At 63.2% G+C, this 26,579-nt stretch carries 25 protein-coding genes and 1 pseudogene; 11 read left to right on the top strand and 15 right to left on the bottom strand.

What is annotated here, in order from left to right:
- Positions 1–92: 92 nt before the first annotated feature.
- Both NKJ09_RS00600 and NKJ09_RS00595 read right to left on the bottom strand, forming a co-directional pair.
- Positions 93–521, bottom strand: a complete 429-nt coding sequence (locus NKJ09_RS00600) for a phasin family protein (protein WP_023720012.1) — start codon at positions 519–521, stop codon at positions 93–95.
- Positions 522–605: 84 nt separating this feature from the next.
- Positions 606–1,910 carry a DUF445 domain-containing protein gene (locus NKJ09_RS00595; RefSeq protein WP_023720011.1) on the bottom strand — a complete coding sequence of 435 codons (1,305 nt, stop codon included), beginning with the start codon at positions 1,908–1,910 and terminating at the stop codon, positions 606–608.
- Positions 1,911–2,101: 191 nt separating this feature from the next.
- Here NKJ09_RS00595 and rirA point away from each other — a divergent pair, with 191 nt between their 5' ends.
- Entirely contained in the window at positions 2,102–2,563 is a 462-nt protein-coding gene (gene rirA, locus NKJ09_RS00590) for an iron-responsive transcriptional regulator RirA (RefSeq protein ID WP_023720010.1), read from the top strand.
- Between the two features lie 13 nt (positions 2,564–2,576).
- Here the strand turns inward: rirA and NKJ09_RS00585 are convergent, their stop codons facing one another.
- From NKJ09_RS00585 to hemP, 5 genes are read right to left on the bottom strand one after another with little or no spacing between them, the layout of a single operon-like run.
- Positions 2,577–3,365 (bottom strand): heme ABC transporter ATP-binding protein, encoded by a 789-nt coding sequence (locus NKJ09_RS00585; protein WP_352495981.1) that lies wholly within the window; start codon positions 3,363–3,365, stop codon positions 2,577–2,579.
- Positions 3,366–3,375: 10 nt separating this feature from the next.
- Positions 3,376–4,479: a FecCD family ABC transporter permease gene (locus NKJ09_RS00580; RefSeq protein WP_352495980.1), complete on the bottom strand. Its 1,104-nt coding sequence runs from the start codon at positions 4,477–4,479 to the stop codon at positions 3,376–3,378.
- A 5-nt stretch (positions 4,480–4,484) separates the two neighbouring features.
- Complete coding sequence (locus NKJ09_RS00575) at positions 4,485–5,393, bottom strand: heme/hemin ABC transporter substrate-binding protein (RefSeq protein ID WP_352495979.1); 909 nt, start codon at positions 5,391–5,393, stop codon at positions 4,485–4,487.
- A gap of 11 nt (positions 5,394–5,404) precedes the next feature.
- Entirely contained in the window at positions 5,405–6,466 is a 1,062-nt protein-coding gene (locus NKJ09_RS00570) for a hemin-degrading factor (protein ID WP_023720006.1), read from the bottom strand.
- Between the two features lie 9 nt (positions 6,467–6,475).
- Positions 6,476–6,682 carry a hemin uptake protein HemP gene (gene hemP / locus NKJ09_RS00565; RefSeq protein ID WP_352495978.1) on the bottom strand — a complete coding sequence of 69 codons (207 nt, stop codon included), beginning with the start codon at positions 6,680–6,682 and terminating at the stop codon, positions 6,476–6,478.
- Positions 6,683–6,970: 288 nt separating this feature from the next.
- On the opposite strand from hemP, the gene NKJ09_RS00560 reads away from it, so the two are divergent.
- Genes NKJ09_RS00560 through NKJ09_RS00550 form a run of 3 tightly spaced genes read left to right on the top strand, consistent with a single transcriptional unit; the run spans position 6,971 to position 10,868 of the window.
- Positions 6,971–9,118 carry a TonB-dependent hemoglobin/transferrin/lactoferrin family receptor gene (locus NKJ09_RS00560; RefSeq protein WP_352495989.1) on the top strand — a complete coding sequence of 716 codons (2,148 nt, stop codon included), beginning with the start codon at positions 6,971–6,973 and terminating at the stop codon, positions 9,116–9,118.
- A gap of 2 nt (positions 9,119–9,120) precedes the next feature.
- A complete protein-coding gene (locus NKJ09_RS00555) occupies positions 9,121–9,534 on the top strand; it encodes a hypothetical protein (RefSeq protein WP_352495977.1) in 414 nt (137 codons plus the stop codon).
- Between the two features lie 47 nt (positions 9,535–9,581).
- Positions 9,582–10,868, top strand: coding sequence for an energy transducer TonB family protein (locus NKJ09_RS00550; RefSeq protein ID WP_352495976.1), 1,287 nt, complete (start codon positions 9,582–9,584; stop codon positions 10,866–10,868).
- A gap of 61 nt (positions 10,869–10,929) precedes the next feature.
- Here NKJ09_RS00550 and putA read toward each other — a convergent pair whose 3' ends face one another.
- A complete protein-coding gene (gene putA, locus NKJ09_RS00545; RefSeq protein WP_352762204.1) occupies positions 10,930–14,541 on the bottom strand; it encodes a bifunctional proline dehydrogenase/L-glutamate gamma-semialdehyde dehydrogenase PutA in 3,612 nt (1,203 codons plus the stop codon).
- Positions 14,542–14,703: 162 nt separating this feature from the next.
- Here putA and NKJ09_RS00540 point away from each other — a divergent pair, with 162 nt between their 5' ends.
- Entirely contained in the window at positions 14,704–15,156 is a 453-nt protein-coding gene (locus tag NKJ09_RS00540; protein ID WP_023720000.1) for an Lrp/AsnC family transcriptional regulator, read from the top strand.
- A 132-nt stretch (positions 15,157–15,288) separates the two neighbouring features.
- Here NKJ09_RS00540 and NKJ09_RS00535 read toward each other — a convergent pair whose 3' ends face one another.
- From NKJ09_RS00535 to NKJ09_RS00525, 3 genes are all read right to left on the bottom strand, one after another.
- Positions 15,289–15,489, bottom strand: coding sequence for a hypothetical protein (locus NKJ09_RS00535; RefSeq protein ID WP_031194293.1), 201 nt, complete (start codon positions 15,487–15,489; stop codon positions 15,289–15,291).
- A 128-nt stretch (positions 15,490–15,617) separates the two neighbouring features.
- The gene (locus tag NKJ09_RS00530) at positions 15,618–16,817 is read right to left on the bottom strand and encodes a cytochrome-c peroxidase (RefSeq protein WP_352762203.1); all 1,200 of its coding nucleotides are present in this window, start codon (positions 16,815–16,817) and stop codon (positions 15,618–15,620) included.
- A 7-nt stretch (positions 16,818–16,824) separates the two neighbouring features.
- A complete protein-coding gene (locus NKJ09_RS00525) occupies positions 16,825–17,271 on the bottom strand; it encodes a FixH family protein (RefSeq protein WP_023719997.1) in 447 nt (148 codons plus the stop codon).
- 158 nt (positions 17,272–17,429) lie between these two features.
- Here NKJ09_RS00525 and NKJ09_RS00520 point away from each other — a divergent pair, with 158 nt between their 5' ends.
- Positions 17,430–18,359, top strand: coding sequence for a sugar kinase (locus tag NKJ09_RS00520; protein WP_023719996.1), 930 nt, complete (start codon positions 17,430–17,432; stop codon positions 18,357–18,359).
- On the opposite strand, the gene NKJ09_RS00515 is transcribed toward NKJ09_RS00520, so the two are convergent.
- The 3 genes and pseudogenes from NKJ09_RS00515 to NKJ09_RS00505 all read right to left on the bottom strand — a co-directional run bounded on the left by NKJ09_RS00515 (position 18,352) and on the right by NKJ09_RS00505 (position 20,798).
- The gene (locus tag NKJ09_RS00515) at positions 18,352–19,353 is read right to left on the bottom strand and encodes an NADP-dependent oxidoreductase (RefSeq protein ID WP_352495974.1); all 1,002 of its coding nucleotides are present in this window, start codon (positions 19,351–19,353) and stop codon (positions 18,352–18,354) included. The genes NKJ09_RS00520 and NKJ09_RS00515 overlap by 8 nt on opposite strands.
- A gap of 90 nt (positions 19,354–19,443) precedes the next feature.
- Positions 19,444–19,920 (bottom strand): annotated as a pseudogene (locus NKJ09_RS00510) (alpha/beta fold hydrolase); the annotation flags it as partial.
- Positions 19,921–19,982: 62 nt separating this feature from the next.
- Positions 19,983–20,798, bottom strand: coding sequence for an oxidoreductase (locus tag NKJ09_RS00505; RefSeq protein WP_352495973.1), 816 nt, complete (start codon positions 20,796–20,798; stop codon positions 19,983–19,985).
- A 105-nt stretch (positions 20,799–20,903) separates the two neighbouring features.
- Here NKJ09_RS00505 and NKJ09_RS00500 point away from each other — a divergent pair, with 105 nt between their 5' ends.
- The gene (locus NKJ09_RS00500; protein WP_023719992.1) at positions 20,904–21,488 is read left to right on the top strand and encodes a TetR/AcrR family transcriptional regulator; all 585 of its coding nucleotides are present in this window, start codon (positions 20,904–20,906) and stop codon (positions 21,486–21,488) included.
- A gap of 12 nt (positions 21,489–21,500) precedes the next feature.
- Here the strand turns inward: NKJ09_RS00500 and NKJ09_RS00495 are convergent, their stop codons facing one another.
- Positions 21,501–22,499, bottom strand: a complete 999-nt coding sequence (locus NKJ09_RS00495) for a LacI family DNA-binding transcriptional regulator (RefSeq protein WP_352762200.1) — start codon at positions 22,497–22,499, stop codon at positions 21,501–21,503.
- Between the two features lie 197 nt (positions 22,500–22,696).
- Here NKJ09_RS00495 and NKJ09_RS00490 point away from each other — a divergent pair, with 197 nt between their 5' ends.
- The 4 genes from NKJ09_RS00490 (at position 22,697) to NKJ09_RS00475 (ending at position 26,574) form a co-directional block, all read left to right on the top strand.
- Positions 22,697–23,737 (top strand): ABC transporter substrate-binding protein, encoded by a 1,041-nt coding sequence (locus NKJ09_RS00490; RefSeq protein WP_023719990.1) that lies wholly within the window; start codon positions 22,697–22,699, stop codon positions 23,735–23,737.
- Between the two features lie 131 nt (positions 23,738–23,868).
- A complete protein-coding gene (locus NKJ09_RS00485; protein WP_023719989.1) occupies positions 23,869–24,906 on the top strand; it encodes an ABC transporter ATP-binding protein in 1,038 nt (345 codons plus the stop codon).
- Entirely contained in the window at positions 24,903–25,790 is an 888-nt protein-coding gene (locus NKJ09_RS00480) for an ABC transporter permease (protein WP_023719988.1), read from the top strand. The genes NKJ09_RS00485 and NKJ09_RS00480 overlap by 4 nt, the downstream gene beginning before the upstream one ends.
- The gene (locus tag NKJ09_RS00475; protein WP_023719987.1) at positions 25,783–26,574 is read left to right on the top strand and encodes an ABC transporter permease; all 792 of its coding nucleotides are present in this window, start codon (positions 25,783–25,785) and stop codon (positions 26,572–26,574) included. Before NKJ09_RS00480 ends, NKJ09_RS00475 begins: the two co-directional genes overlap by 8 nt.
- Positions 26,575–26,579 lie beyond the last annotated feature (5 nt).

The raw sequence follows: 26,579 nt of genomic DNA, 5'->3' as shown, positions 1-26,579 counted from the left end.
CCCTGTCAATTCGCCAGTGCGATTCCAGCCCATAATCTTCGGCCGCGAACCGCCAGTCTTCGCCGCCGGCAAGCGTGCTGCTGGGGAACAGCTTATTTCTTGTCGTGGCCGGCGCGGATCTCCTCCATCGCCTCCTTGATGCGGCTGCGCAGGATTTCGATGGATTCGGTGCCGGACGCCCTCGCCAGTTCGGCCATCTCGCCGGCATTCTTCAGCGCGGTCTCGAAGGATCTCCTGGCGAACGCCGCCTGCTTCTGCATCATTTCCTGGGGATTGCCGGGCGCCCTGTAGTTTTGTGCCATGTCGGTGATTTCGCGCAGCGTGTCCTGTAGCATCTCGCGTTGCCTGGACAACAGCGCCGACGCTCCGGCGGCACTCGCCCTGGCCGACTTCTCCAGCGCTTCCAGGTTCTTGGCGTGGTGGGCGAGGATCGCCTCGACATCGACATTCGGCAGCTTCAGGTCGCGGCCGAACTTGCCGAACATGTCGATAAAGGACTCGGAATCCGGTCGTTTTGCCATGCTGGTACTCTCCCCCTGTTGCCGTGAACGCCGCCACTGCACGGAAGATAGTGCAGCGAAGCTCAGCGGTCCATTCGGACGAGGTCAGCCGACGAGAAACAGCCGTTCGGCGGTGTAGAGCACGAGCCCGGCAAGGCCACCGATGATCATGCCGTTGAAGCGGATATATTGCAGGTCCTTGCCGATGTTCATCTCGATCAGCCTTGTCAGTTGCGCGAGGTCCCAGCGCTTGACCTGGTCGGCGATGAATTTGGACACGCCGCTCTTCTGGCTTTCGACGAAGGATGCCAGCGCCACGATGAACCCCTGGTTCATGTCGGCCCTGATCTGCGCGTCGTCGGCAAGATGGCGGCCGACCTCGACGAACATGGTGGCGAGATGGTCGCGGATCATCGAATTCGGCGCCTTGGCGTCCTGCTCGATGAACAGCCGCAGGCTCTCCCACATGTCGCCGGCCAGAGCGCTGAGTTCCGGCCGGGCGAGGAAATCTCGCTTCAGCTTTTCGGCGCGCCTGGCATATTGTTTGGATGTCCTCAGCCGCTCGACGAAAGTCGCGACGAAAAGGTCGAATTCGGCGCGCATTGGATGGTGCGGATCGGCGCGCACTTCATCGAGCAGCGAGCCGGCCGACGCAACGATCTTCTTCAACAGATAGGCGTCGGCGCGAAACAGGTTGAACAGTGACGGCAGTTCCTCGCGGATCTTCTCGCGCATCGTCGCCAGCGCCTGCTCGTCGCTCAAGAAGCGGCCGACCACCTTGGTGAACTCGTCGAATAGTTTCTGGTGGCGGCGATCGTCAGTCAGCGCCGACAGCAACTCGGCGGCGAGCGGCGCCAGCGGCACCTTTTCGATCTGCTCCAGCATACGGCTGGTGACGAAGCCGCGCAGTCCGGATTGCTCGACCGCCGCCAGCGTCTGCGGCACCAGCCGGCCGACAAAACGCGACAGGTCGGCGGCGCGGTTCGGGTCGGCCAGCCAGTCCGCGACCAGCGCGGAAAAATCGACTTCGGCGAGCTTTTCGCGCACCGGCTCCGGCGCCAGGAAATTGACCTCGATGAAGCGGCCGAGATTGTCGGCGATTCGGTTCTGGTTCTCCGGGATGATAGCCGTATGCGGGATCGGCAGGCCGAGTGGCCGCCGAAACAGCGCTACCACCGCATACCAGTCGGCCAGCCCGCCGATCGTCGCCGCCTCGGCGAAAGCGGCAACAAAGCCCAACCACGCATGCCGGCTCTCGAACGATTTCGCCGCCGCAAAGATCAGCACGCAAAACGCAAGTGCTGCGGTGGCAGCGAACTTGGTGCGCCTGAGCGCCGAAAGCTTGGCATCGGCGTCGGTGTCGAACCGGGCGAACGCGACGGATGCAAGAACCGGGGCTGGTCGTGACATGGTGGGCCGCTCCTGATCGATCATGCGAACTTATCTAATGTCGCTTCCCACAGAAAGCGCGCCGCTGATCCCGGTGCGCGCAATCGCGCATGCAAACTTGACGCCTGAATTCATCTATTATGCAGCGCCAGTCTGGAATTGTTCCAAACTATAGGCCATATTGACCCCAACCACTGCTATGTGAGGACACAATGCGGCTTACCCGTCAGACCAACTACGCCATGCGCATTCTGATGTATTGCGCCGCCAATACCGAACGGCTGAGCCGCATCCCCGAGATCGCCGCCGCCTATTCGGTATCGGAACTTTTCCTGTTCAAGATCCTGCAGCCACTGGTCGAAAACGGCTTGATCGAAACGGTGCGCGGCAGGAATGGCGGCGTCAGGCTCGGCCGCGCGGCCGAAACGATCAGCCTGTTCGATGTCGTGCGGGTGACGGAGGAAAGCTTTGCCATGGCCGAGTGCTTCGAGAACGACGCCGCCGAATGCCCGCTGGTCGACAGCTGCGCCTTGAATTCGGCATTGCGCGAGGCGCTCAACGCCTTCTTCGCCGTGCTGTCGCGCTACACGATCGCCGATCTGGTGGCGGCGCGCCCGAATGTGCGACACCTGCTCGGCATCGACATGCTGGTGCAACGGGCGCCGGCCGCCTGATTTCTCTGATTGCCTAAGCTGCCGATTGCGGCAATACGAACGGCATGTTTCCTGCCGGCAACACACCGACCTTCAGCCGGCAATCGAAGACCATTTCGATCAGCTCGTCGCTGAGCACCTGTTGCGGCGAACCTGTAGCGGCGAGCCTGCCGCGATGCATGACGAAAATCCCGTCGGCATACATCGCCGTCAAATTGAGGTCGTGCAGGATGGCGACCACGCCGCCGCCGCGTCTGGCGAAATCACGCGCGATGTCCATGATGATCAGCTGGTGTTTGATGTCGAGGCTGGACACCGGCTCGTCGAGGAACAAATAGCGCGGATTGCCGTCGAGCACCGGCGCCCAGACCTGGCAGAGCACGCGGGCAAGCTGCACGCGCTGCTGCTCGCCGCCGGACAGCTCCTGGTAGAAGCGGCCGGCAAAGCCGTCGAGGTCGACGCGCGCCAGCGCGCGTTCGGGCAGGCGCTGGTCCTCGCCGGGCAGCGCGCCGGAACGCCCGCCGACCAGGCCTAGCCTGACGATCTCACGCACAGTGAACGGGAAGGACAGCGTCGTCGCCTGCGGCAGCACCGCGCGCACCGTCGCCGCCTCGACCGGCTTCATCGCCGATAGATTGCGGCCGTTGATGGTGACCTCTCCCGAATAGCCAAGATCGCCGCACAGTGCTCTGAGGAAGGTCGTCTTGCCCGAACCGTTGGGGCCGACAATGGCCGCGATTTCGCCCGGCCGCGCCTCGAAATCGACATTGGCGACAATGCGCTTGCCGCCGATCGCCACCGAGACATCGCGCGCTTCGATCATAGGCAAACTTTCACAGGTCGATGACGCCGCGCTTGCGCAGCAGGATCCACAGGAAGAACGGGGCACCGGCGACCGCGGTGACGATGCCGATCGGCAATTCCGCAGGGGCGACGATGGTACGGGCAACGGCGTCGGCCAACAGCAGCAGCGCGGCGCCGAGCAGCGCCGATGCCGGCAGCAGGTAACGGTTGTCGGGGCCGATCAGCAGGCGCAGCAAATGCGGCACGACGATGCCGACAAAACCGATGCCGCCGCTGACGGCGACCGACGCGCCGACCGCTGCCGAGACGCCGACGATCGCGGTGTATTTCAGCCGCTGCACCGGAATGCCGAGATGGCCGGCCGTGGCCTCGCCAAGCGCCAGCGCGTTGAGGCCGCGCGCCAGGAACGGCATTGCCGTCAGCGCCAGCACGATGATCGGCCCGACGGAGCCGATTTTTTGCCAGGTTGCGCCGCCCAGCGAGCCGAGCTGCCAGAAGGTCAGGTCGCGCAATTGCCGGTCGTCGGCCATGAAGATCAGGATGCCGGTCAGTGCCATGGCAAGCGCCGCCAGCGCGATGCCGGCGAGCAGCATGGTGGCGACCGAGGTCCGGCCTTGCCGTGTCGCGACCTGATAGAGCAGCAATGTCGTCGCCAGCCCGCCGCAGAACGCAGCCAGCGGCAGAGCCAGCGTGCCGAGCGCCGAGGTCAGCGGCGCCAGCATGGTTGAGCCAAGCACGATGACGGCGACCGCACCGAGGCTCGATCCCGCCGAAACGCCGATCAGGCCGGGGTCGGCCAGCGGATTGCGGAACAGCCCCTGCATGACGGCACCGGAGACGGCAAGCGATGCGCCGACCAGTACGCCCAGAATGACGCGCGGCAGACGGATGTCATGGATGATCACATGGTCGCGGGCGCTCAATGCCGCGTCGCCGGGCAACGCGCCGAACAGCCAGTCGTGCATGACGCCGATGGCCGAGGCATCGGATGCGCCGGAGGTCAGCGACAACAGCACGGCGATAGCCAGCCCGACGCAGAGCAGCACGATGACGAGGCGGGCGCGCCGCGAACGGTCACCCTCGGCTGCCGTCGCCATGATGCCCGCCGCATCAGCGATCGAATGATCCGCCATCGCGCTCAATCCGTGACCTGGCCGCCATAGAGCGAGACGGCGAGATCATGGATAGCGTCCGCCGTGCGCGGACCGAAGCCGAGCAGATAGCCGCCGTCCATGCGGATCAGCTTGCGGGCGACACCCGCCGGCGTCGGAGCCACGGCAGGGTTCGAAAACAATTCGTCATCCGCGGTGGCCGGTCCGGCATTGTTCATCATCAGGATCACGTCCGGCCTGGCGGTGATGACTGCCTCGTCCGACAATTGCTTGTAGCCGGCAAAGCCGTCGATGGCGTTGATGCCGCCCGCAAGCTTGATGATGCCGTCGGCTGCGGTGTCGCTGCCGGCGGCAAGCAGCTTGCCGCCCTGCATCGACAGCACGAACAGGATGCGCTTGCGCTCCTTGATCGAGGCGGTCTGCTTTTCGGCTGCCTTCAGCTTGGCGTCAATCTCGGCTGCCAGCGCATCGGCCTTGGCGTCGACGCCGAGCGCCTTGCCAACGATGTGGATCTTTTCGAGAATGCCTTGATTATCATAGCGCTCGGGCACCTCGATGAACGGGATTCTTGATTTCTTCAAGACGTCGACGGCTTCCTTCGGTCCGCTGCCGTGCAGGGCCAATATGCCCGACGGATTGGCCGACAGCACACCCTCCGGCGACAGCTGGCGCATGTAGCCGACATCGGGCAGTTCCGCCGCCGCTTGCGGATAGCGGCTGGTCGAATCGCGCGCGACAAGGCGATGCTGTTCGCCGAGCGCGTAGACGATCTCGGTGATCGAGCCGCCGATGGCCACGATCCTCGAGCGGTCGGCAAAAGTCGCGATGCCTTCGGCGGCCTGAGCGGGCATCAGCGCGGCGAACGCCAGGAAAACAGCGGCCGCAGGACCAAGCGCCGACCTGGAGACCGATGGCAGCCTGGAGAAAAGAACCATCGTCGTTTTCCTCAGGCTGCGGTCGGGCTTGGGATACGCGGCATGTTTTCGGCCAGAAAGCGCCAGTCTTCGCGCTCGCTTTCGCCCTCATGCCGCTTACCGAAGAACTGGATGATCATCTTGCCGTCGGTGCCATAGACTTCGAGCGACGTGACATGGCCGTCCTTGGTCGGCTTACGCACGGCCCAGACCTCATCGATGTGGTCGGTCCGCAGGTGCAGATGGAAGGTCTCGTCGAGCACATTGAGCCATGGTCCCATCGGCTTGATCGAGGCGACGGGGCCGGAATGGATCTGGATGCAGCCGCGATTGCCGACAAAGCACATGATCGGCATGGCGCCAGCGGCGGCGTGGTTGAACATGGCGCTCACCGCATCGTTATCGACCAGCCAGGCATAATCCTGGCCGACCAAGCGCACCGCCTGCCGGCGGCTGAGCTTCAGTGTCTTCAGCATGCCGAAGAACTGATGCACGTCGGTTAGTTGGCTCCAGCGGTCGCGCAGATGCTCGACGCTGGCCGAATTGTCCGCAGTCTCGATCTCGTCGTCAGCCGCGCCCGCTGAAATCGCCACCGTCGGTTCCTGGTTCGGTGATTCCAGCCCGGCCACCAGCTTCTGATAGGCATAGAGGTTGGATGCGGGTCTGAGATGCACCTTGTGCATCGCCTCGCCTGCGGCGTCGAAGAACTGCAGGCTGCGACGGATGTCGGCGCCGTCGCGCTTTTCCACCGCAAAGCCGTGCGCCCAGACTTTCGGGAAGATGCGCAGGTCGATGTTTTCGCCGAGCACCATGGCATTGTGATTGCCGGTGACGACCTTGTCGTAGACGCCGATCTTCTCGTGCACCGCGCTTTCGTTGCGGGTCAGCGCCATCACCTCACCGACAGCTTCGAGACCAGTCAAAAGGTCGTTGACACGCGGCTCGACCCGCACGACCCCGTCGCCGCAATGCGCGGCGACCAGTTCGGCCTCCGAAATACCGAGTTGGGCGGCGAGGTCGCGCTCGCGCATTTTCGGATTGTCTACCCGTGCCCGTCGGATCTCGTGCGGGGCGGGTTTTACGCGCTGGTCCATTTCCACCACCTACTTGTTGAGGATGAGCTTGCCCTGCCGGGTGATCTTCAGCCGATACAGCGCACCGTGATGTTCGATGCCGATCTCGTGCTCGCCCTGGAACAGCGTGTTGCTGGACAGCGTTCTCACGGCCGATTGGACCCGTTCGAAACGGACGGAATTTTCGTCGGAACGGCGGACGCGATGGCGAAAGTCGCTGGGATTGTGCGTGTTCATGGGTTCGCTCCCTGTTCTGTGCCGGGCATCTGGCTCGGCGCCTGCGTGAAATGCCGATTCAATTCTTGACTCGAATAGTCATGTTATCTAGCAGTGCAATACCGGAGTAAATGAGTCAACATTTAAGACGCCGGACGCGATGAAAAATGCCAGCGAGCCCCAAGCCAGCCAGCATCGAACATGGATTCTTGGAGTTGCAGCATGGGGTTGGCGAATTGGGGACGGCCGGCGGGCAGCGGACTGGCACACTGGTCGACGGTAAGGAAAGTGGGGTCGACGGCAAGCAAAATGGCCGCGTTGCTGGCCGGCGCGGCGGCGATCCCGCTGCTCGCCGCACCGGCCGGCGCCCAGCAGGCTGCCCAACCGGCAGCCGACCAGCAGCAGACTGACCCGTCTCAACCGCCAGAACAGGCAAAGCCCGCCCCGGCGGGTGCCACGCTGCTCGACAAGATCCTGATCCTCAGCCGCACCGGCGAGACGGCGATCGAGTCGCTTGCTTCAGCCAGCCATGTCGACGAGGAACAGCTAGAGCGCCGCATGGCGACGACGCCCAACGACATGCTGTTCGGTGTGCCGGGTGTCGCCGTCCAGGCCGACGCAAGGCGTGTCAGCTCCAGCATCAACATCCGCGGCCTGCAGGACTTCGGCCGCGTCTCCGTCATCGTCGACGGTGCCCGCCAGAATTTCCAGCGCTCGGATCACGGCACGCAATCGACCTTCTACATCGATCCCGAATTGATCAAATCCGTCGACGTGATCCGCGGTCCGGTCGCCAATACCTACGGCTCCGGGGCGATCGGCGGCGTCGTCTTTTTCGATACCAAGGATGCTCAGGATTTCCTCAAGCCCGACGAGACCTGGGCGGCATCCGCGACCGGGCGTTACGAAACCAACGGTGAAGGCTGGACCACCAGCGCCACCGGCGCCTACCGGATAAACGAGAACTGGGACGTGCTCGGCAACATCGTCTACCGCGACTATGACGACTACAAGCATGGCGGCGGCGACACTGTAGCGGGCACTGGCTTCGACGTCTTGAGCGGCCTCCTCAAGACGACCATCCGCCCCAGCGAAAACAGCGAGCTGAAGCTCGGCTGGATCGGCTCGAACGACGGATGGACCGAGACCAGCGGCAGCGCGCCGGTGAACGACGCCGACCTGAAGGCGAATACCTTCACGGCCCGCTACAACATCACCGACGAAGACAAGAGCTGGCTCGATCTCCACATCAACGCCTCTTACAACAAGACCAAGCTCGATCTGACGACCCTTGTGGCGCAAAACCGGTTTGATCCGGTCACCGGTCTGCCCGTGGTTTTGCCGGCGGGTTCGAAATCGATGTTCGACATCGGCACCTCCGGCATCGACATCTGGAACACGTCGAGATTCGAGACCGTTGGGATCGCGCATGAGCTGACCTATGGCGGCGACTGGGTTGGCGACGATGTCGAGACAGGCGGCACGGCGGGCGGCGACAGTTTCTACACGCCCTCGGGCGATAGAAACGTCTCCGGCGCATACGTCCAGGACAAGCTCACCTGGGACTGGCTCGAGGTCATCGCCGGGCTGCGTTACGACAGCTACAAGCTAGACAGCGATGTCGGCGAAACCTCTGGCGACCGGCTGTCGCCACGCATCACAGTGGGCATTTCGCCCTTCGCAAGCGCCAGCCTTTCCGGCCTGCAATTCTACGGCACTTACGCAGAAGGCTACCGTTCCCCTTCGCTATCGGAGACCCTGATCAGCGGCAATCATCCGGCAGGCGTCAGCTTCCCGTTCCTCCCCAATCCCAATCTCAAGCCCGAAACCGGCAAGACCGTGGAGTTTGGCGTCAACTACAGCACCAACGGCGTCATCGAGGCCGACGACGCGCTGCGGCTGAAGGCGGCCTATTTCAACAACAATGTCGACGATTACATCGACGGCGTGACGCTATCGGCGTTCGACCCGACCAGCGGCTGCCCGTTCGGTCCGGGCATCCCGATCTGCTTCCAGTATCAGAATTTCGCCAAGGCCAAGATCCACGGCTTCGAGATGGAGGGCGTCTATGACGCAGCCTGGGGCTTTGCCGGGCTTTCGGCGTCGTTCACCGATGGCCACACGATTTCCTATGAAGGCGAGCGGGCGGACCTTGTCACCGTCCCCTCCTCCCAGGTCACCGGGCAACTCGGCTTTCGCTTCCTCGAGGACAGGCTGACTGTCGGCGGCGAGGTGCAATACAACGGCAAGCCGCAGGGCAACGCGGTGGCCAAGGACTATACGCTGGTCAATGCCTTCGCCAGCTACCAGGCGACCGACAATTTCAAGGTCGATTTCCGCGCCGACAATCTGTTCGACGTCAAATACGCCAACCCACTGAACGCGTCGACCACGAGTATCGTCTACGAGCCCGGCGTCACCCTGAAGCTGGCGGCGACCATGCGGTTTGGAGGCTGACGATGAGGCAAGGCGTGACAGCATCCCTTCGTCTGTTGGCCGCGGCGGTGGCTATGTCGCTTGCGGCGGCTCCGGCATGGACACAGCAGCAAGCGCCGGCGCTGATCCTCGAGCTGAACGGCGCGCAGCCATCCGACAAGGGCTGCCGCCTAACCTTCGTGGTCACCAACAATCTCGGCGCCGGTCTTTCCAAGGCGGCGTTCGAGATCGCGTTGTTCAACGAGGCCGGCGTCGTCGACCGGCTGCTGCCTGCAGGCAAGACCAAGGTGACGCGTTTCGACCTTGCCGGCACCGATTGCGGCAAGGTCAGCCGCGTGTTGATCAACAGCGCCACGGAATGCGCCGGCGCTGAGCCGAATGCCTGCATGCGCGGGCTGAAGACGCAGACCAGGACCGGCATCGCCTTCGGGGTCTGAATTTGGGACTGGAACCGGCATTCGCGCGAAACACCCTGGCGTGGCCATTGGCCGGTTTCCTGCCGCCGGAACCGGACGATCCCGATTTCGCCATCCCTCGCGGGGTGCTGCATGTTTCGCCGCGCGACAGACCGGAAGACAGTTGCATCGCCGATGCCGACGGCGAATTGACTGCGGTGCCGGCGGAGCCATTGCGGCAGGCACGACAGATGCAGCGGCGCCACAACTGGACGGTGGCGATCGCCTGCTCTTGCGCATTTCACGCAGCGGTGGCGCTGGCCTTTCTCACCCTGCCGGACGACAGGCCAAGCATCGAAGGTGCCGACCAGCAAGGCGAAATGCTGCTCGGCGCCGATCCGCAGCAGGCGGCCGGCGATGTCGGAGACGACCCGGAAGTGACCAACGTAACGATGGTGACCATGCTCGACGCCAAGCCCGTCGAAACGGTCGAGGCGCAGGCAACCGCGGCAGAGGAGGCGCTCCAGCCGGTCACCGATGTGGCGGAAGCATCGGAAAAAGATGTGGTCGAGCCGGTTAGCGAGGCCGTCACGGAAACTGCTCCTCTTGCCGATCGCCCCGAGCCCGCGCCTGCCCAGCCTGTCGAGCCGGCGCGCCCGGATCCATCGCCCGACATTCTCGCGACCGACAGGCTGGTGCCCACTGACGACAATGCCGTGCCGCCGCCAGTCAGCACGGTCGAAAGGGCCGATCCTGCCGAGACGAGTGCTCCGGCACCAGCCGACCCGGCGCCGGCCGAAACGGTTCAGACGGTCGAGACCGTCGTCGCGGCGGAAGAACCGAAGCCGGAAAGGCCGAAGCCCAAGCAGCCGAAGAAGGCAACCGCAAAGAACAAGCCGGCCAGGAAAGCCGAACCAAACGAGCCTGAAAAGCCGGTCTCGCGCAAGAAGGCGGGCAAGGCACTTGCCAAAGCCGATTCCAAGAAGAAAAAGACCGGCTCCGGCGGCCGTGACGAAATGGATGTCGCGCGCGGCACGGCCGACGGCAAGAAGGACGGCAAGATCCTGACTGCCAGCAGGGGCGGCAAGTCCGGCATCGGCAATGCAGCCGTCACAAACTACCCCGGCAAGATCCGATCAAAGCTGGTGCGGGCCTTCAATTCGACACGCACGCGCGCCACGGGCACAGCCACGGTTGCCTTTACCGTCGGTTCGAACGGCAGCGTCCGGTCGGCCAGGCTGACGGGCAGTTCAGGCGTTGCCGCGCTGGACAAGGCCGCTCTCGACGCGGTCCGCCGGGCTTCTCCGTTTCCCCCGATTCCAGACGGAGCCGGTCGCTCGGCCTGGCAGTTCGAGGTGCCGCTCGGTATCAGGTAGCGACCCTCCCCACGCAGAGTCGGCGCCGCCCTGCCCGCGATGAGCGAGCCCTGGCGAAACCCTATGCCGCGGCCAGCAGGCTGGCATTGCCGCCCGCCGCCGTGGTGTCGACGCAGACGGCGCGCTCGTGCGCATAGGCGGCCGGATAATACACTTCGCTGACCAGCGGTACGATCGGGCCGGCGCGGTCGGCGATGACCTTGCGCACGATGCGCGCGGCCTCGGGCATACCGGAAAAGGCGACGACATCGACCGGCAGCGAGCGCGCTTCGACCGGGTCCGGACGGCCGTCGATCGCCGCCAGCGGCAGGCCCTTGCCGGTCAGCGCCGACAGTGCCGCAGGCGCGCCAGGTGCGACGGCGAGCACGGCATTGCCGGCAGCCAGCGCCTGGATCGTCTGCGCAAGCAGGGTATCCGCGTCGGGACCGAGGCACAGCACGCGCCCGCGCGGCGACAGCGACAGCGTGTTGGCCTCGCCGGTCGGCCCGGGCAGGTCGACCTGGCCGAAATCGATGCCGGCGGCGGCACCGATGGCCGCGGCACCCTTGCCGCGCAGATGTTTCCTCAGGATGGCGACGCGATCCGGCCGCGTCGACCAGCCGCCAAAGGCCGGGTCCGGCAGATTGTCGGCGAGCTCGGTCGCCGTCACCTTGCGGCCTTCGGCAAGATGGGTGCCGGCCTCCGGCCCCTTGCGGAAGCGCCGGAGATAATGTGGCCCGCCCGCCTTCGGTCCGGTGCCGGAAAGCCCCTCGCCGCCGAAGGGCTGCGCCCCGACGACGGCGCCGATCTGGTTGCGGTTGACGTAGATGTTGCCAGCATGGATGCCGTCGACGAAATGCTGCGCGCGGCCTTCGATGCGGGTGTGCAGGCCGAAGGTCAGGCCGTAGCCCTTGCGGTTGATCGCGGCGATCACCGCATCGATCTCGTCGGCATCGAAGGTGGCGACGTGCAGCACCGGGCCGAACACCTCGCGTTCCAACTCCTCGATGCTCTTGACCCGAAAGACGTGCGGCGCGACGAAGCGGCCGTCCTTCGGCGCTTCGAGCTTGGCGATCAGCCGGCCCTGCAGGCCCATTTTCGTGCAATAGTCGCGGATCGACGCTTGTGCCTCGTCGTCGATGACCGGGCCGACATCGGTCGAGATCCGCCAGGGGTCGCCGAGGCTGAGCGCTTCCATAGCGCCTTTCAGCATCTCCAGCATCTTCTTCTCGACGTCCTTCTGCACGTAGAGAATGCGCAGTGCCGAGCAGCGCTGGCCGGCGCTCTGGAAGGCGGAGGCGAGGATGTCGCGCACCGCCTGTTCGGGCAGCGCCGTGGAATCGACGATCATGGCGTTGAGGCCGCCGGTCTCGGCAATCAGCATGGCGTCGGGCGCGGCGGTCTCGGCCAGCTGCTTTTCGATCAGCTTGGCGACCTCGGTCGAGCCGGTAAAGCAGACACCGGCAATGCGCGGATCGGCGGTCAGCGGGCCGCCGACCGAGGGACCGTCGCCGGGCAGAAGCTGGATGACGTCTTCCGGCACGCCGGCCTCGCGCAGCAGCTGGACGGCGCGGAAGGCGATCAGCGGCGTCTGCTCGGCCGGCTTGGCGATAACGGAATTGCCGGTGACCAGTGCCGCTGCAATCTGGCCGGTGAAGATGGCAAGCGGAAAGTTCCACGGCGAGATGCAGGCGATGGCGCCACGCGCCTCGGTGCCCGCCTCGGCATTGGCGGCCTCGGCCGCATAGTAGCGCAGGAAATCGACCGCCTCGCGCACCTCGGCAACGCCGTCGGCCAGCGACTTGCCGGCCTCGCGGGCGGCGAGCGCAAAGAACTCGACGGCGTTCGCCTCATAGAGATCGGCCGCGCGGTTGAGGATGGCGGCGCGCTCGGCGACCGGGCGTCTTGCCCATACCGGTTGTGCCTCGACGGCGATGCGCACGGCGGTCTCGACCTGCTTGGCGCCGGCCTCGCTGACCGTGCCGACCACTTCCGAAGGTTTTGCCGGATTGACCACCGGACGCTGCTTGCCGTAGCCGGCGGCGCGGCTGACCGGCTTGGCGTGCCAGCGCTCCGGCCCGGCGAACTCGGCCCTGGCCTTGTCGATCGCCGCCAGCGTCAGCGTGTCGGTGATATCGAAACCCTTGGAGTTGCGCCGGCCGGGGCCAAAGATCGCCGACGGCGGCACGATCGCCGGATTGGCGGCGGGGCCTTGTTTCTCCACCGTTTCGAGCGGGTCGCGGGCAATGTCCTCGGGCTCGACCTCCTCGTCAGTGAGCTGGTGGACAAAGGAGGAATTGGCGCCGTTCTCCAGCAGCCGGCGGACCAGGTAGGCGAGCAGGTCGGAATGCGCGCCGACCGGCGCATAGATGCGGCAGCGCGTGCCTTCGGCCCGCCGCACCGTCTCATGCAGCGCTTCGCCCATGCCGTGCAGGCGCTGGAACTCGAATGTATCGCGCTCCGTCGTCATCGACAGGATGGCGGCGACGGTGTGGGCATTGTGAGTGGCGAATTGCGGATAGATACGGTCGGTCATCGACAACAGCTTCTTCGCGCAGGCCAAGTAGGAGACGTCGGTGTTGGCCTTGCGGGTAAAGACCGGATAGCCGTCGAGCCCGAGCGTCTGCGCCCGCTTGATCTCGGTGTCCCAATAGGCGCCCTTGACCAGCCGCACCATGATGCTGCGGTCGTATTTCCTGGCCAGAGCGTAGAGCCAGTCGATGACGAAGGCGGCGCGCGGTCCATAGGCCTGGACGACGACGCCAAAACCGTTCCAGCCGGCAAGCTCCGGCTCGGCCAACACCCGCTCGATGACGTCGAGCGACAAATCGAGGCGGTCGGCTTCCTCGGCGTCGATGTTGAGCCCCATGCGCGAATGGCGCGCCGCCAGCGCCAGCGACAACAGCCGCTCGGCCATCACCGGCAGCATCTTTTCTTTCTGGGTCACTTCATAGCGCGGATGCAGCGCCGACAGCTTGACCGAAATACCGTGGTTCTGGCGGATGTCGGGGCCGTTGGCGCCGGCATCGAGCGAAGAGATGGCTTCGGCATAGGCCTTGAGATAGCGCAGCGCGTCGGCCTCGGTGCGGGCCGCTTCGCCCAGCATGTCGAAGGAATAGAGATAGCCCTTCTGCGTCATCGGCCGGCCGCGCCTGACGGCCTCGGCGATGGTGCGGCCGAGCACGAACTGCTCGCCCATCTCGCGCATCGCGGCGGCGACTGCCTTGCGGATGACCGGCTCGCCCAGCCGGCGCACCATGGCGCGTAGCGTGCCTTCGATGCCGCCCTCGCCTTCGTCGAGCACGCGGCCGGTCAGCATCAGCGCCCAGGTCGATGCATTGATGAAGATCGAGCTCGAACCGCCCGAATGCGCCGACCAGTCGTGCGGCGCAATCTTGTCGGCGATGAGGTCGTCCATCGTCTCGGTGTCGGGCACCCGCAGCAGCGCTTCGGCCAGGCACATCAGCGCCACGCCCTCCTTGGTCGAGAGGCCGTAGGCGGACAGGAACACTTCCATCAGCCGCGGATCGGACGAGCCGCGCACCGCCCGCACCAGATCGGCGGCACGGGCCGAAATCGCCTTGCGATCGTGCACGGACAGCCCGGCCGCCTCGGCCAGCCGCTTCACCGCCTGGTCTTCGTCGGGCAAATAATTGGCACGGATTTGCTGGCGGATGGTGTCGAGCGCTGGCATGGCGGTCCTGTAGAGCGAGCATAAGGAAGCGGGCCGGCGGTCACCGGACCGAATGGCGCAAGCTAACATAAGTAGGGATTTCGTCCGGTCTAAAGAAATCGACAGGACAGGTCGATTGATCTATCATTATGGCCAATCACCTCCAATTCGACCAGGAATCCGATGGCAGAAGACCAATTGGACCGCATCGACAGAAACATCCTGTCGGCCCTGGGCAGCAACGGCCGGCTTTCCATGTCGGAACTGGCGGCAAAAGTCGGCCTGTCGAAGACGCCGGTGCAGGCGCGGGTGAAGCGGCTGGAGAAGGACGGCTTTATCAGGGGCTACCAGGCGATCGTCGACCGCGAGCGCATGGGCGAAGGCCATGTCGCCTTCGTCCAGGTGAAACTGTCCGACACCCGCTCGGCCGCGCTCGACGCCTTCAACCGCGCCGTGCAGACGGTGCCGGAGATCGAGCAGTGCCACATGATGGCATCGAGCTTCGACTATCTGCTGAAGGTCCGCACCACCGACATCGCCGCCTACCGGCGCGTGCTCGGCGAACGCATCTCGGCCTTGCCGCACGTCGCCCAGACCTCGACCTTCGTGGCGATGGAGACGGTGAAGGATCGGTAGGCGCTCACTGATATCTCGTCAGCTCATCCGGCTCGTTCAAGACGCTCCTGAAATTGCTCCTCGATCGCCCTCAGGAAATGGTCGGACGTCGATGTCCATCCAAAGAGTATCTGCACGAGCGTAATCGAGGCGTCATGATTGCTCCTGGGTGCATCCGACGCGATGGGCGGTGGGGCGGACAGCCCGCTGAATCCCGGAAATGTCGATTCCGGCTCTGTCGAACATCCCGCCTTTCGAGCCGAAGTCATTCTGCATGTCCACGACGAGAACTGCGGTCTTGGCGGGGTCAATTGAAACAGGTTGAGGCTTGGCGTCGATTTCAAGTGGCTGCATTTTATCCTCCCACAGCCTGAGGTATCGCACTTTGCGCCTTGGTTATCATGAGCAGCGACCCTGCATCGTGTCAACGTTATTTGGCGGCCCAAGACGGTGGTCCGCTCTTGTCGCACACAAACCCGGCCTCACTCCGCCAGCGTCTTCAAAAACGCCACCAGAGCCGCGCGTTCGCGGTCCGAAAGCTGCAGCGGGTGGATCTCGGATACACCTTCGACACTGGCCGGCGCCTTGGAATAATGCGCCACCACTTCGTCCAGCGAGGAAAACTGCCCGGCATGCATGTAGGGCGGCCGGGTGGCGGCACCGCGCAGCGACGGCGTCTTATACCCACGAATGAGTTCCGGCCCGGCCTTGACCATGAAGCGCAACTCGCGGCAGGCGCTGGCATCACCGTCGCGAAAGGTGCCGAAACAGTTGAACGGATCGGCCTCGACCTGCGCCACCGCGTCGACGCGGCCGCGATCCGGCGGCAGGCCCGCGACAGGCGGCACGCCGGTGTTGTGAAAACTGCCGTCGGTAAAACGCGGGCCGTTGTGGCAGGTCACGCAATTGGCCTTGCCGATGAACAGCTTCAGGCCGAGGATTTCCTCCGGCGAAAAGACGGCGTCGCCTTGCGGCTCGGCGCCCACCGCAAGATCGGTAGCAAAACGGTCGAAGCGTGTCTGCGGCGGCGCGATCGAGCGCTCGAAGGCGGCGATCGCCTTGCCGATATTGGCAAAGACGCGATTGACCTCCTCGGCTTGCGCCTCCGGCATGGCGTTCCAGGCCGCCCTCTCGGCATCGGTGCCGAGCGGGCTGGCATTGGCCGGCACACCCGAAAGGTCCGGCAGCGGCCCGAAGATGCGCTCGTAGCGCTCGCCGAAACGGGCCTTGATGTAATGCGCGAAGGCGGCGCGGTTGCCGGCCTGCTCCAGCGGATTTTCGAGCGGCGTCAGTGCTTGCGCCCACAGGCTGTCGCGCCGCCCGTCCCAGAAGAACCAGGGATCATGCGCGACGCCGGCCAGCGGCATGGTACGCCGGTTGGTGCGGCCGACGCCGACCGCTTGCGGCAGGTCGTCCTGGAACTGGCGGTCGATCTTGTGGCAGGTCGAGCAGGATACGGTGCCGCCGCCGCTCATCCCGGTGTCGAAGAACAGCGTCGAACCGAGTGCCGCGGCGGCCGGCACCTCGGCAAAGCGATTGGTCGTGTCGGGCTTCAGCGGCGGCAGCTTGGACAGCGCCAATGAGGCGACGGCTTGCTTCTCGGCGTCGGAAAACTCCGGCCTGCCGCAGCCGGCGAGCACGGCCACCATCACCAACGCGAGAAGACTGGAAAACCGGCTCATCTATGGCTCACAGCACCACGTTGAAGACGACAGTGTCCGAACCGGCCGCGGCGGAAATGGCAAAATGCAACTGCCACCACCCGCTCATCGTGAATTTCACGCCGTCGATGCGATAGCGTCCCTCGCCGAGGTAATCGGTCGCCTGCGGGCTGGTCGGCAGACCGTGCTTGTGCTGCGGCATGCCGCCGGAAATCGTTATCGCAGCACCTTCCACCGGCGCACCCTCGACGGTTTTCAATGTGAGCAGCCAGGACTCCAGTTCGCCCTGCCGGATGACGCCTTTCTCGGGCTCGAAAGTCGCCACGAACAGCTTGTTCGCCGTCGTCCTTGAACGGCCGACGTCCGAGCTTGGTTGCGGCGCATGCGGCGCCGTCAGATAGACGACGGCCAGCACACCGGCGAGCAAGGCAGCCAGGCCGAAGCCTCCAAGAAGATAACGCCATAACGATGCCAAACCCATTCCTGTTCTGCGGATAACGATTCGCTGGGCAGATCGCGTCCCACGCCCCTGTGGGAAATCGCGCCCAGCGCAAGAATCCGCCGTCGCCAAGCATGGCGCTGCCGGCCGCAAAAAGCTACAGCACCGCAATTGCACGGATGGAGGAGTACTTCATGGCAGGAAACGGCGTCGCCTCGATCGGCGAGTGCATGCTCGAGCTTTCGGGCCAGGCCGGGCCGAACTGGCGCATGGGCTTTGCCGGCGACACGTTCAACACTTTATGGGCGCTGCATGCCTTGAGCGGCGAGCGGCCGGCGACCTATGTCTCGGCCTTCGGCGACGACCCGTTCTCGGGCGACCAGATCAAATTCCTCGCCGAAAACGGCATCGGCGTCGGCGCCAGCCCGGTGATAGCGGGCGCCCGCCCCGGCCTCTATGCGATCACGCTGACCGGCGCCGAACGTTCGTTCACCTATTGGCGGGCCGATGCGGCCGCGAGGCAGTTGGCTTCGGACCCAGCCGCTTTACAGAAAAGCCTTGAAAACCAGGCGCTGGTCTATTTTTCCGGAATCACTTTGGCAATCCTCGACGAGGGTGCGCGCAAGGTACTGCTGACGGCCGTGGCCAAGGCGCGCGCGGCCGGCTCGCTGATCGCCTTCGATCCCAATTACCGGCCGCGGCTGTGGCGCCAAAGCGAGGAAGCGCAGGCCGCGATCCTCGAGGCGCTCGCCGTCGCCGACATCGCGCTACCCACCTTTCCCGACGAACAGATGCTGTTTGGTGATACGACACCGCAGGAAACAGCCGAACGGCTGCGAAAGCTGGTCGGCGAGGTCGTCGTCAAGAACGGCGAGGAACCGGCGCTGATCGCGCAAAACGGAACCTTGCAAACCGTGCCGGCGGTACACGTCGCCACCCCGGTCGACACCACCGGCGCCGGCGACTCCTTCAATGGCGCCTATCTCGCCGCCCGCCTTGCCGGCCATGCGCCGACTGAGGCGGTGCAGCGCGCCCATCGCGTCGCCGCCGCCGTCGTACAGGTGCGCGGCGCCCTGGCGCCGTTCGAGACGCTCAGGGCTGCGTTCGAGGCAACTGCTATCTGACCTTGATGACGACCTTGCCCTTGGCGCGTCCTGTTTCGACATAGGCCAGAGCCTCATTGGTCGCTTCGAATGGAAAGACCCGATCCAGAACCGGGCGGATCGCGCCGGATTCGATTAGGGAGGTGATTTTGCTCAGCTGATCGCCCTGCGCCCACATGAAAAGGAACGAAAACTGCACGGCACGGCGCTTGGCTTTGGCCCGAATTCCGCGGCTCAGGAAGCGCAGCACCAGCCTCAGCATAAAATTCAGTCCCTTTTCCCTGGCAAACTCGGAATCCGGTGGACCCGAGATGGAGATGAGCTTGCCACCCGGTTTCAGCACGCTCAGGGATTTTTCGAGCGTCTTGGCGTCCTGGCTGTTCAAGACGACATCGTAGCCCGACAGAACCTTCTCGAAGTCTTCTTGCCTGTAGTCGACGACAACATCGGCGCCGAGACTTTTCACCAGATCGGCACTCGACGCGCTCGCGGTTGTCGCAACGGTCGCGCCGAGGTGCTTGGCCAACTGAATAGCGAATGTTCCCACGCCCCCGGAACCAGCCTGGATGAAGACCTTCTGTCCCTTCTTCAGGTTTGCCCTGTCGATAAGCGTCTGCCAGGCGGTGAGACCGACCAGGGGAATCGAGGCCGCCTCTTCCATGCTGAGATTCTCAGGCTTCAAGGCCACATCGGCTTCATCCATGGCGATGAACTCGGCGAATGTCCCAATCCGGCCATCGCGCGGCCGCGCATAGACATCGTCGCCGGCCTTGAACTTGCGGACTTTCGATCCCACGCGGATAACCTTCCCAGCCACGTCATGGCCCAGGATGAAGGGCCGGCGATAGGGCAGGATGAGCTTGAATTCTCCGGTTCTGACCTTGGAATCGAGCAGGTTCACCCCTGCGGCATGAACCTCGACCAGGACATCGCTGTCCTGGAGCTGCGGCTCCGGCATTTCGGCCAGCCGCAGAAGGCCCTTTTTATTATATTTATCGACAACGAATGCCTTCATGGCAGTTACTTTCTAAGAATGTCTGTTGGTGTTCCGCGACAAAACAAGCCGAACGTTTTCAGTTGCATGGCCGCCCTGCGGCAAGACCTCAGCCTCGAGGAAGGACAGGGCTTTCGGGACGAAATCGGCGTAGTTCTGAACTACCCCGCCATGCCCGGCATCCGGATAGATAACCAGATGCGCCCCTGGGATACGCCCGGCGAGATCGTAGGTATTGCTGCTCGGCACCATCCTGTCCTGGTCGCCATTCGCAACCAAAGTGGGAATGCGGATAGCGCTCAGGTCTTGCGGCGCCTGGAGTCCGTAGGCCTTGATCGCCTTGAGTTGCGCGCCGAAGGCGCTCAGCGATACCGCCTTGTCCCGGTTGGACCGGCGCTCTTTCAGCCGTTGCAGAAATGCGTTTGCGGCGCGGCGCCCATTCGGCGTCGTTGTGAAGAAGAGATAGTATTTCGGATCCCGCAAAGTCAGCGCGCCCTTGATCATGTCCACGATCGTCAGCGGCGTCACCTTGTCGATGCCTTCGCCACCGGCCGGCCCCTTGCCAGCCAGGATGAGTTTGCGCACAAGGGCCTGACCAAATGTGTTGTGGTTGCTAGTCGCATATGCGCGAAATCCCCTGGCTCTGTTGTTCAGACCGGCAAGCGGAACTGCTTGCGCAGGCTCTTGTCGAACATCCCCGCGGGGGCAAAGCGGCGCAGCAGGCTGACCTGGCGCGCTGCCTTGCCAGCGGTGTAACGCCGTCGCGGACGGGCATCGGTCGCCGCCTTGACGACCACATTCGCCACCACTTCCGGCCGATCGGCTATCGGCATCACATCGCCCAGCAACGCCTTGAGCCCGGCTCGAGCCCGATCGTATTCCTTCAACAGCGAATCCGGCTCGATGCCGTTCTGGTCGAAGACGGTGCGGACGAATGCCGGCTCGATGACGGAAACGCGGACGTTGAAGGCGCGCACCTCGTGGTCGAGCGATTCCGAATAGCCTTCGAGCGCGTGCTTGACTGCCGAATAATGCGCTGAGTATGGCGCGGGTACCAATCCCAGAATGGAGCCGATATTGATGATGCGCCCTTGGCCGCGCCGCCGCATCGACGGCAACACTGCGTTGGTCATCCGCATGACGCCGAACAGATTGACGTCGAACAGGGCTTGTACCTGTGCGACCGAGGATTCCTCGGCACCCCCTAGCAGGCCGACACCGGCATTGTTGACCAGGAGATCGATCCGGCCGGTCTGCGCGAGCACGGTGGCAACGAGCGCAGTGACGGCCGCATCATCGGTCACGTCGCATGCCAGCATGGTCACCCCTTCCGGGCCATTACTGGTCTTGCGGCGACTTGTGCCAAAGACAGTGAACCCCGCCCGCGCCAAGGCCTCGGCGCTGGCGCGGCCAATGCCCGAGGAGGCTCCGGTCACGATTGCGGTTTTTTCAGAATTCCCATTCATTTTTGATGTTCCAGGTTCGAGAGGTCTAGCTTATTTCCACGAATTGAATTATGGTCGTAATATCAGATTATGAGCATAATGCAATAGCAGGGCAGGAAAGAAGACATGCGCTACGAAAAGGGCCGAAAAGACGCGTCACGCAGCCGGATCATGGAGGTCGCCGCCGAACGTTTTCGATCTGACGGCATCGCGGCGTCCGGGCTGGCGACCATCATGAGCGACGCCGGGCTGACGAACGGGGCCTTCTATCCGCACTTTCAGTCCAAGGCGGAGCTCGTCCGTGAAAGCGTGGCGGCGGCCCTGGACGCGCAGTCGCAGCAAGTGCAGGAAGCGTTGGCCGCCGGCGGTCCGGAAATGGCCATAGGGGCATATCTATCGGCCGAGCACCGGGACAATCCTGGAAAGGGCTGCGCTTCGGCCGCGCTACTGCCGGAAATAGCGCGGCAGCCGCCTGAAACGCGGGCCCTCTATGCCGAACGCGCCCAATCCCTGGTGCGTCAGATAGCCGACGCTCTGCCGCCGACCAATGATCCAGAGGGCGTTGCGTTGGGTGTGTTTGCAACGCTCATCGGCGCGCTTCAACTGGCCCGCGCCCTGGAAGGGACGGAATTGTCGGATCGCATCCTTGCAGCGGGAGCAGCTGCCGCAAAGGCGCTGATCCGGCCGGTTCAAGACGAGGTGGCCCCCTGACGGCAGCCCGGACTATTCGGCCGGCTCGAATCTGCCTTGCACCAAGACTGTCTCCACCGGCCCAAGCGGATTGATGATCCGGCTCTCCAGGACTTCGATAAGTTTGCGTCCAACACCCGCCATATCCACGGAATGAACTCCGATCTTTGCCGGCAGGAAACGTGCCAGCCGCGTGCTGTCACGGGTGACGATGTGGACGTCGCGGCCTGGTGTAAGACCCCGCTTGCCGAGGGCGTGCAACGCTCCCAGAAGGCCCAGTTCGTTGGCGCACGCCAAGCCCGTCGGCGGATCTGATGACGCCAGCAAGCGATCGAACCAGCCTGCGCTCGATTCCATGGTGAACATGCCATGACCGATCAGCAATTGGTCGATCGGAATACCGGCCTCGGCCATTGCCCTTCCATACCCGGAAAGACGCATGGCACTCGCTTGGTCCTCCGGAACGAGAAGTTGCAGCGCAATGCGTCGACAGCCCTTATCCATGAGCCGCCGGGTCGCCTCGTAGGCAATCTGTTCATTGTCGACATCGACATAAGGATACGCGATATCCAGGTCGGTTCTTCCAAACGCGACGAATGGCATGCGTTTATCCAGCAGCAGCTTGACGCGCGGATCAGCCGACACCAGGCGTGTGATGATCAGGCCGTCTGCGCTGCGCGCCTGGAGCTGCCGCTCCACACTCTCGACGGGATCGTCGTCGGGAGTGGTGGAATAGATGGACAGACTATAACCGGCTTGCCGCGCCGCCAACGTCATGCCTTCGATTAAAGGAAGCTTCAACAGATCGGACAGATGATCTCGTGTCTCCATCGGGAGTACTGCCGTCAGCGTCTGCGTTCGACCGGTTTTGAGCGCGCGACCATGATGATTTGGTAAATAGCCGACCCGCTTAGCCGCCTCCTTGACGCGGGCTATGGTCGAGGGCTGCACTTCCGGCCCATCCTTCAGAGCGCGGGATACCGTGGTCACCGAGAGGGAAAGTTCCGCCGCGATCTGCTTTAGATTGGCCATTGTTCGCCCGACTTCGTTTGCGAAAGCGCCGGCTGATTTTGCTGACCGCCAACGTTACCGGATTCGACATCCCGGTCAATCCAAACTCCCGCAGGAAGCAGCTTGACTCCAGCGCATTCAGATGCAATCGTAACGTTACGATTACAAAATAATGGCACTTTTGAGCGACATTTGGATAAAGTTGGGGAGGAGAACCTATGTCCTGGCTACGCATTTCCTTAACAGCATTCGCAATCTCGGCTGCCTTGCCCGTCCATGCGCAAACAGTCACCATCACGACCGCAGGTGGCGATTATGGCAACGCCATGAAGGAAGCCATGTGGGGGCCTGCTGCAAAAGAGCTCGGCTATGATGTCCGCGAGGAGACCCTAAGCGACGGCCTAGCCGCCTTGAAGATGCAGGTCACATCGGGTGCGGTCACGACCGACGTCATTCACCTGGGCTCACCGGAAGGTGCCCAGGCGGCCGCACAATCGCTGCTTGAGCCACTCGACTACAAGATCATCGATCCGAAATCCGTGCCGGAGGGTGCGAAGTCCGACTACTGCTATCCGTTCGACTCCTACGGCACCGTCATGTCGTGGAACACCAAGACCTATGGCCAGAACCCGCCGAAGACGTGGGCGGAATTCTGGGATGTTGCCAAATTTTCTGGCCGGCGCGCGTTGCGCGCCAATGCGCAAGACTCGATCGAGATCGCGCTTCTCTCCGATGGCGTGGCACCCGCGGACGTCTATTCCGTGCTCAGCACGCCGGAAGGGCTAGAGCGCGCCATCAACCGGCTTGAAGCGATCAAACCAAATGTCGCCGTGTGGTGGACCTCGGGAGCTCAGTCCGCGCAGTTGCTGAAAGATGGTGAGGCGGATTTGGTCATTACCTGGAACGGACGGGCTCAAACCGTGAAAGCAGATGGCGGCGCGGCTGACTACACGTTCAAGGGTTCGGTCATCGGCACGGACTGCCTTGGGGTGCCGAAGGGAGCGCCGAACAAGGAAGCCGCGATGAAGCTCATCGCAGCGATGACGCAGCCTGCGCGAGTTGCGAAGCTGACCGATTTCATTGCCTACGGCCCAGTCAATCCTGCGGCATATGAGGGTGGCCTTATTCCCGAGGACCGTCTGAAGACCCTTGCGACCGCGCCTGAAAATGCTGGCACGTCGGTGTTTTCGAATTCAGAATGGTGGGTCAAGAATGGCGAGGCTGCCCAAAGAGCCTTCGATGAAATGATGGCCCGCTGACTCTCAGCTCTAATGCATATCGCGCAAAAGTGTGCAGCGGTTTTGCGACAACAACATGCATGAAAACAAGAACCTAAAGCGTGTCGCGTGAGGCCGGTCGAAGGCGACGCGCCTTAAGGCTGGAGCACATGATGAAGTCGCTCGCGATCACCATCGAAAGCGTGCACAAGGCTTATGGATCCTACGTCGCACTGGATGATGTTTCGCTCGACATTCAGGCTGGCGAATTCCTCACGCTGCTAGGGCCATCGGGATCGGGCAAGACCACGTTACTCATGGCTCTGGCCGGTTTTGTCCGGCCGGATTCCGGTAAACTTCTCTTGGGCGATCGAGACATCACCCGCCTGCCGCCCAACAAACGAGACATTGGCATAGTATTCCAGAATTACGCCCTGTTTCCCCACATGAATGTCCTGGCGAACGTCGCGTATCCGCTGGTGCTGCGCAAGATACCGAGAGCGGAGGCGCGTCAGCGGGCGCTTGATACCTTGGCCCGCGTGAAGCTGGATGGCCTGGCGGAGCGCAATGTTGCCGCACTATCCGGCGGCCAACGTCAACGGGTGGCATTGGCGCGGGCTATCGTCTTCGAACCGCGCGTGATGTTGATGGACGAGCCGCTGTCGGCGCTCGACAAGAATCTGCGCGAGACCATGCAGTATGAGATCCGGCGCCTGCATGATCATCTAAGGATCACCACAATCTATGTGACCCATGACCAGCGCGAAGCGCTGATTATGTCTGACCGGATTGCGGTGATGAACTCTGGCCGCATCCAGCAGATAGATACGCCGCAGCGAATTTATGATCGTCCATCGACCCGCTTCGTCGCGGAGTTCATGGGCGAGGCTAACATTGTGGCGCCAGGCTCAGCACGCAGAATCGACGGCGCCGAACCATCACGCGAAACTCTGATGATCCGCGCCGAAAGCTTCCATCTTGATGCGAAGCTCGTCGGGGGAAACGGAGTGGCTCTCGAAGGAATACTGCGCGCCAAAGCGTTCCGCGGCGAAAACTGGCTTTTGACGCTGGCGCTTGACGGTGGGCAAGAGGTTCTTGTCTGCATTCCGGCAGCGCTGGCCGGCGGCTGCGCCGAGCTTGCCGCCGGTCAGCGGATGACCGCATATGCACCAGCAGCGAAGGTTCACGCCATACCGGGAGCGACGGCGTGACCGTCGTCCGGGATCCGGCGCTCGCTGCGGATGCACGGCGCGAGCGGCGGTTTTTTCTTTCACTTTCGCTCCCGGCGCTGTTCATCGTTGGGCTGGCGGCGATACTGCCCATCCTTTGGATCATCCGGCAGTCCTTCCTGACCACCGCGGGTGAGTACACCGTGGGCAATTACCAGAAGGTCCTTTCAAGCGGACTGACATGGTCGGCGCTCGTCACGACCCTCGAACTGTCCCTGGGTACGCTGGCGGCCTGCATTCTTCTCGGCACCCCCCTGGCGCTGGCTCTGGCCAGCGTCAGACCAAGGGTGGCCAACGTGCTGATGGCGTTCGTCATGCTGCCGCTGTGGACCTCCATTCTGGTGCGTACCTATGGTTGGCTCGTGCTCTTGCGGCGCGATGGCCTGATCAACGCGGCTTTGACCGGTTCAGGCCTGACGGCGGAGCCATTGCCGCTGGTCTACAACTTCACCGGAACGCTCATCGGCATGGTGCACTACATGCTGCCGCTCTTTCTGCTGCCGGTTTATGCTGCGATGCGCGATATCGACCCAAATCTCATTCGCGCGGCGGCGAGCATGGGAGCCACTCTCAGGCAGGTCATCCGCACGGTCATTTTGCCGCTATCGGCGGGCGGCATCTTCTCGGGTTCGATCATCGTCCTCATCTACGCCATAGGTTTTTTCATCACGCCGGCGGTGCTTGGCGGCGGCAAGGTAAATCCTCTCTCTACCCGGATCGAGCGTACACTATCGACCTTTCAGGACTGGGGGTCGGCGAGCGTCCTGGGCATTCTGCTCCTCGTTCTTATGGCGCTGATCGGTGTGATGTTGCTGGCGGCACGCCGCCTGGTGGCCCAGAACACAGTGGAAGCCCCCCATGCTTGAAGCCTATCCGCAAAACAGGCTCGCCCGCATTTTGCTCTGGAGCTTTGCCGCTCTTGTCATGGCATTTCTGATGCTGCCAACGCTCGTGGTGGTGCCGCTTTCCTTTTCGGCGTCGAATCTCCTCGAGTTTCCGCCGCACGCCTACTCGTTGCGTTGGTATGAGAACTTCTTCGGCTCGGCAACGTGGATGGCTGCGCTCAGAACGAGTTTGATCCTTGGGACATTGACGGCGTTGATCGCGGTGCCGTTTGCGCTGCTCGCCTGCATTTCAATGAATCGGCTGGGCGGAAAAACCGCTGCGATCATCCAGAGCGTCCTGCTAACCCCCTCGATCACCCCGGGTATCCTGCTTGCGATCGGTCTCTTCTTTGTCTTGGCTGCACAACATCTGATCGGAACGCTATTCGGTGTGCTGGTCGGACATGTGGTGCTGGCCGTTCCGGTCGCCTGCATTGTGTTGCTGCCGGCTCTCGCCCGCTTTGACTGGAACCAGGTCCAGGCGGCGCGCAGCCTCGGTGCAAACTGGGCCAGAGCCATTGGCGGAATAATCGTTCCGCAACTTCGGATCAGCTTGCTGTCGGCGACATTGATGGCGTTCCTGACTTCGCTCGACGAGTCTGTGATTTCGATCTTCATCGCAAGCGGTCGCAACAGCACGATGCCGAAGCTTATGTTCCTGTCGCTGCGCGATCAGATCGATCCGACCATTGCGGCGATCTCGACATTGTGGACCGTCATCGTCGTGGCCGTGGTCCTGATTGTGACCCTTCGCCAAAAATCCTGACCGAG

The organism is Mesorhizobium sp. M0189 (assembly GCF_040322135.1).
Taxonomy (GTDB): domain Bacteria; phylum Pseudomonadota; class Alphaproteobacteria; order Rhizobiales; family Rhizobiaceae; genus Mesorhizobium.
This window is presented reverse-complemented; position numbering and strand designations above follow the sequence as displayed.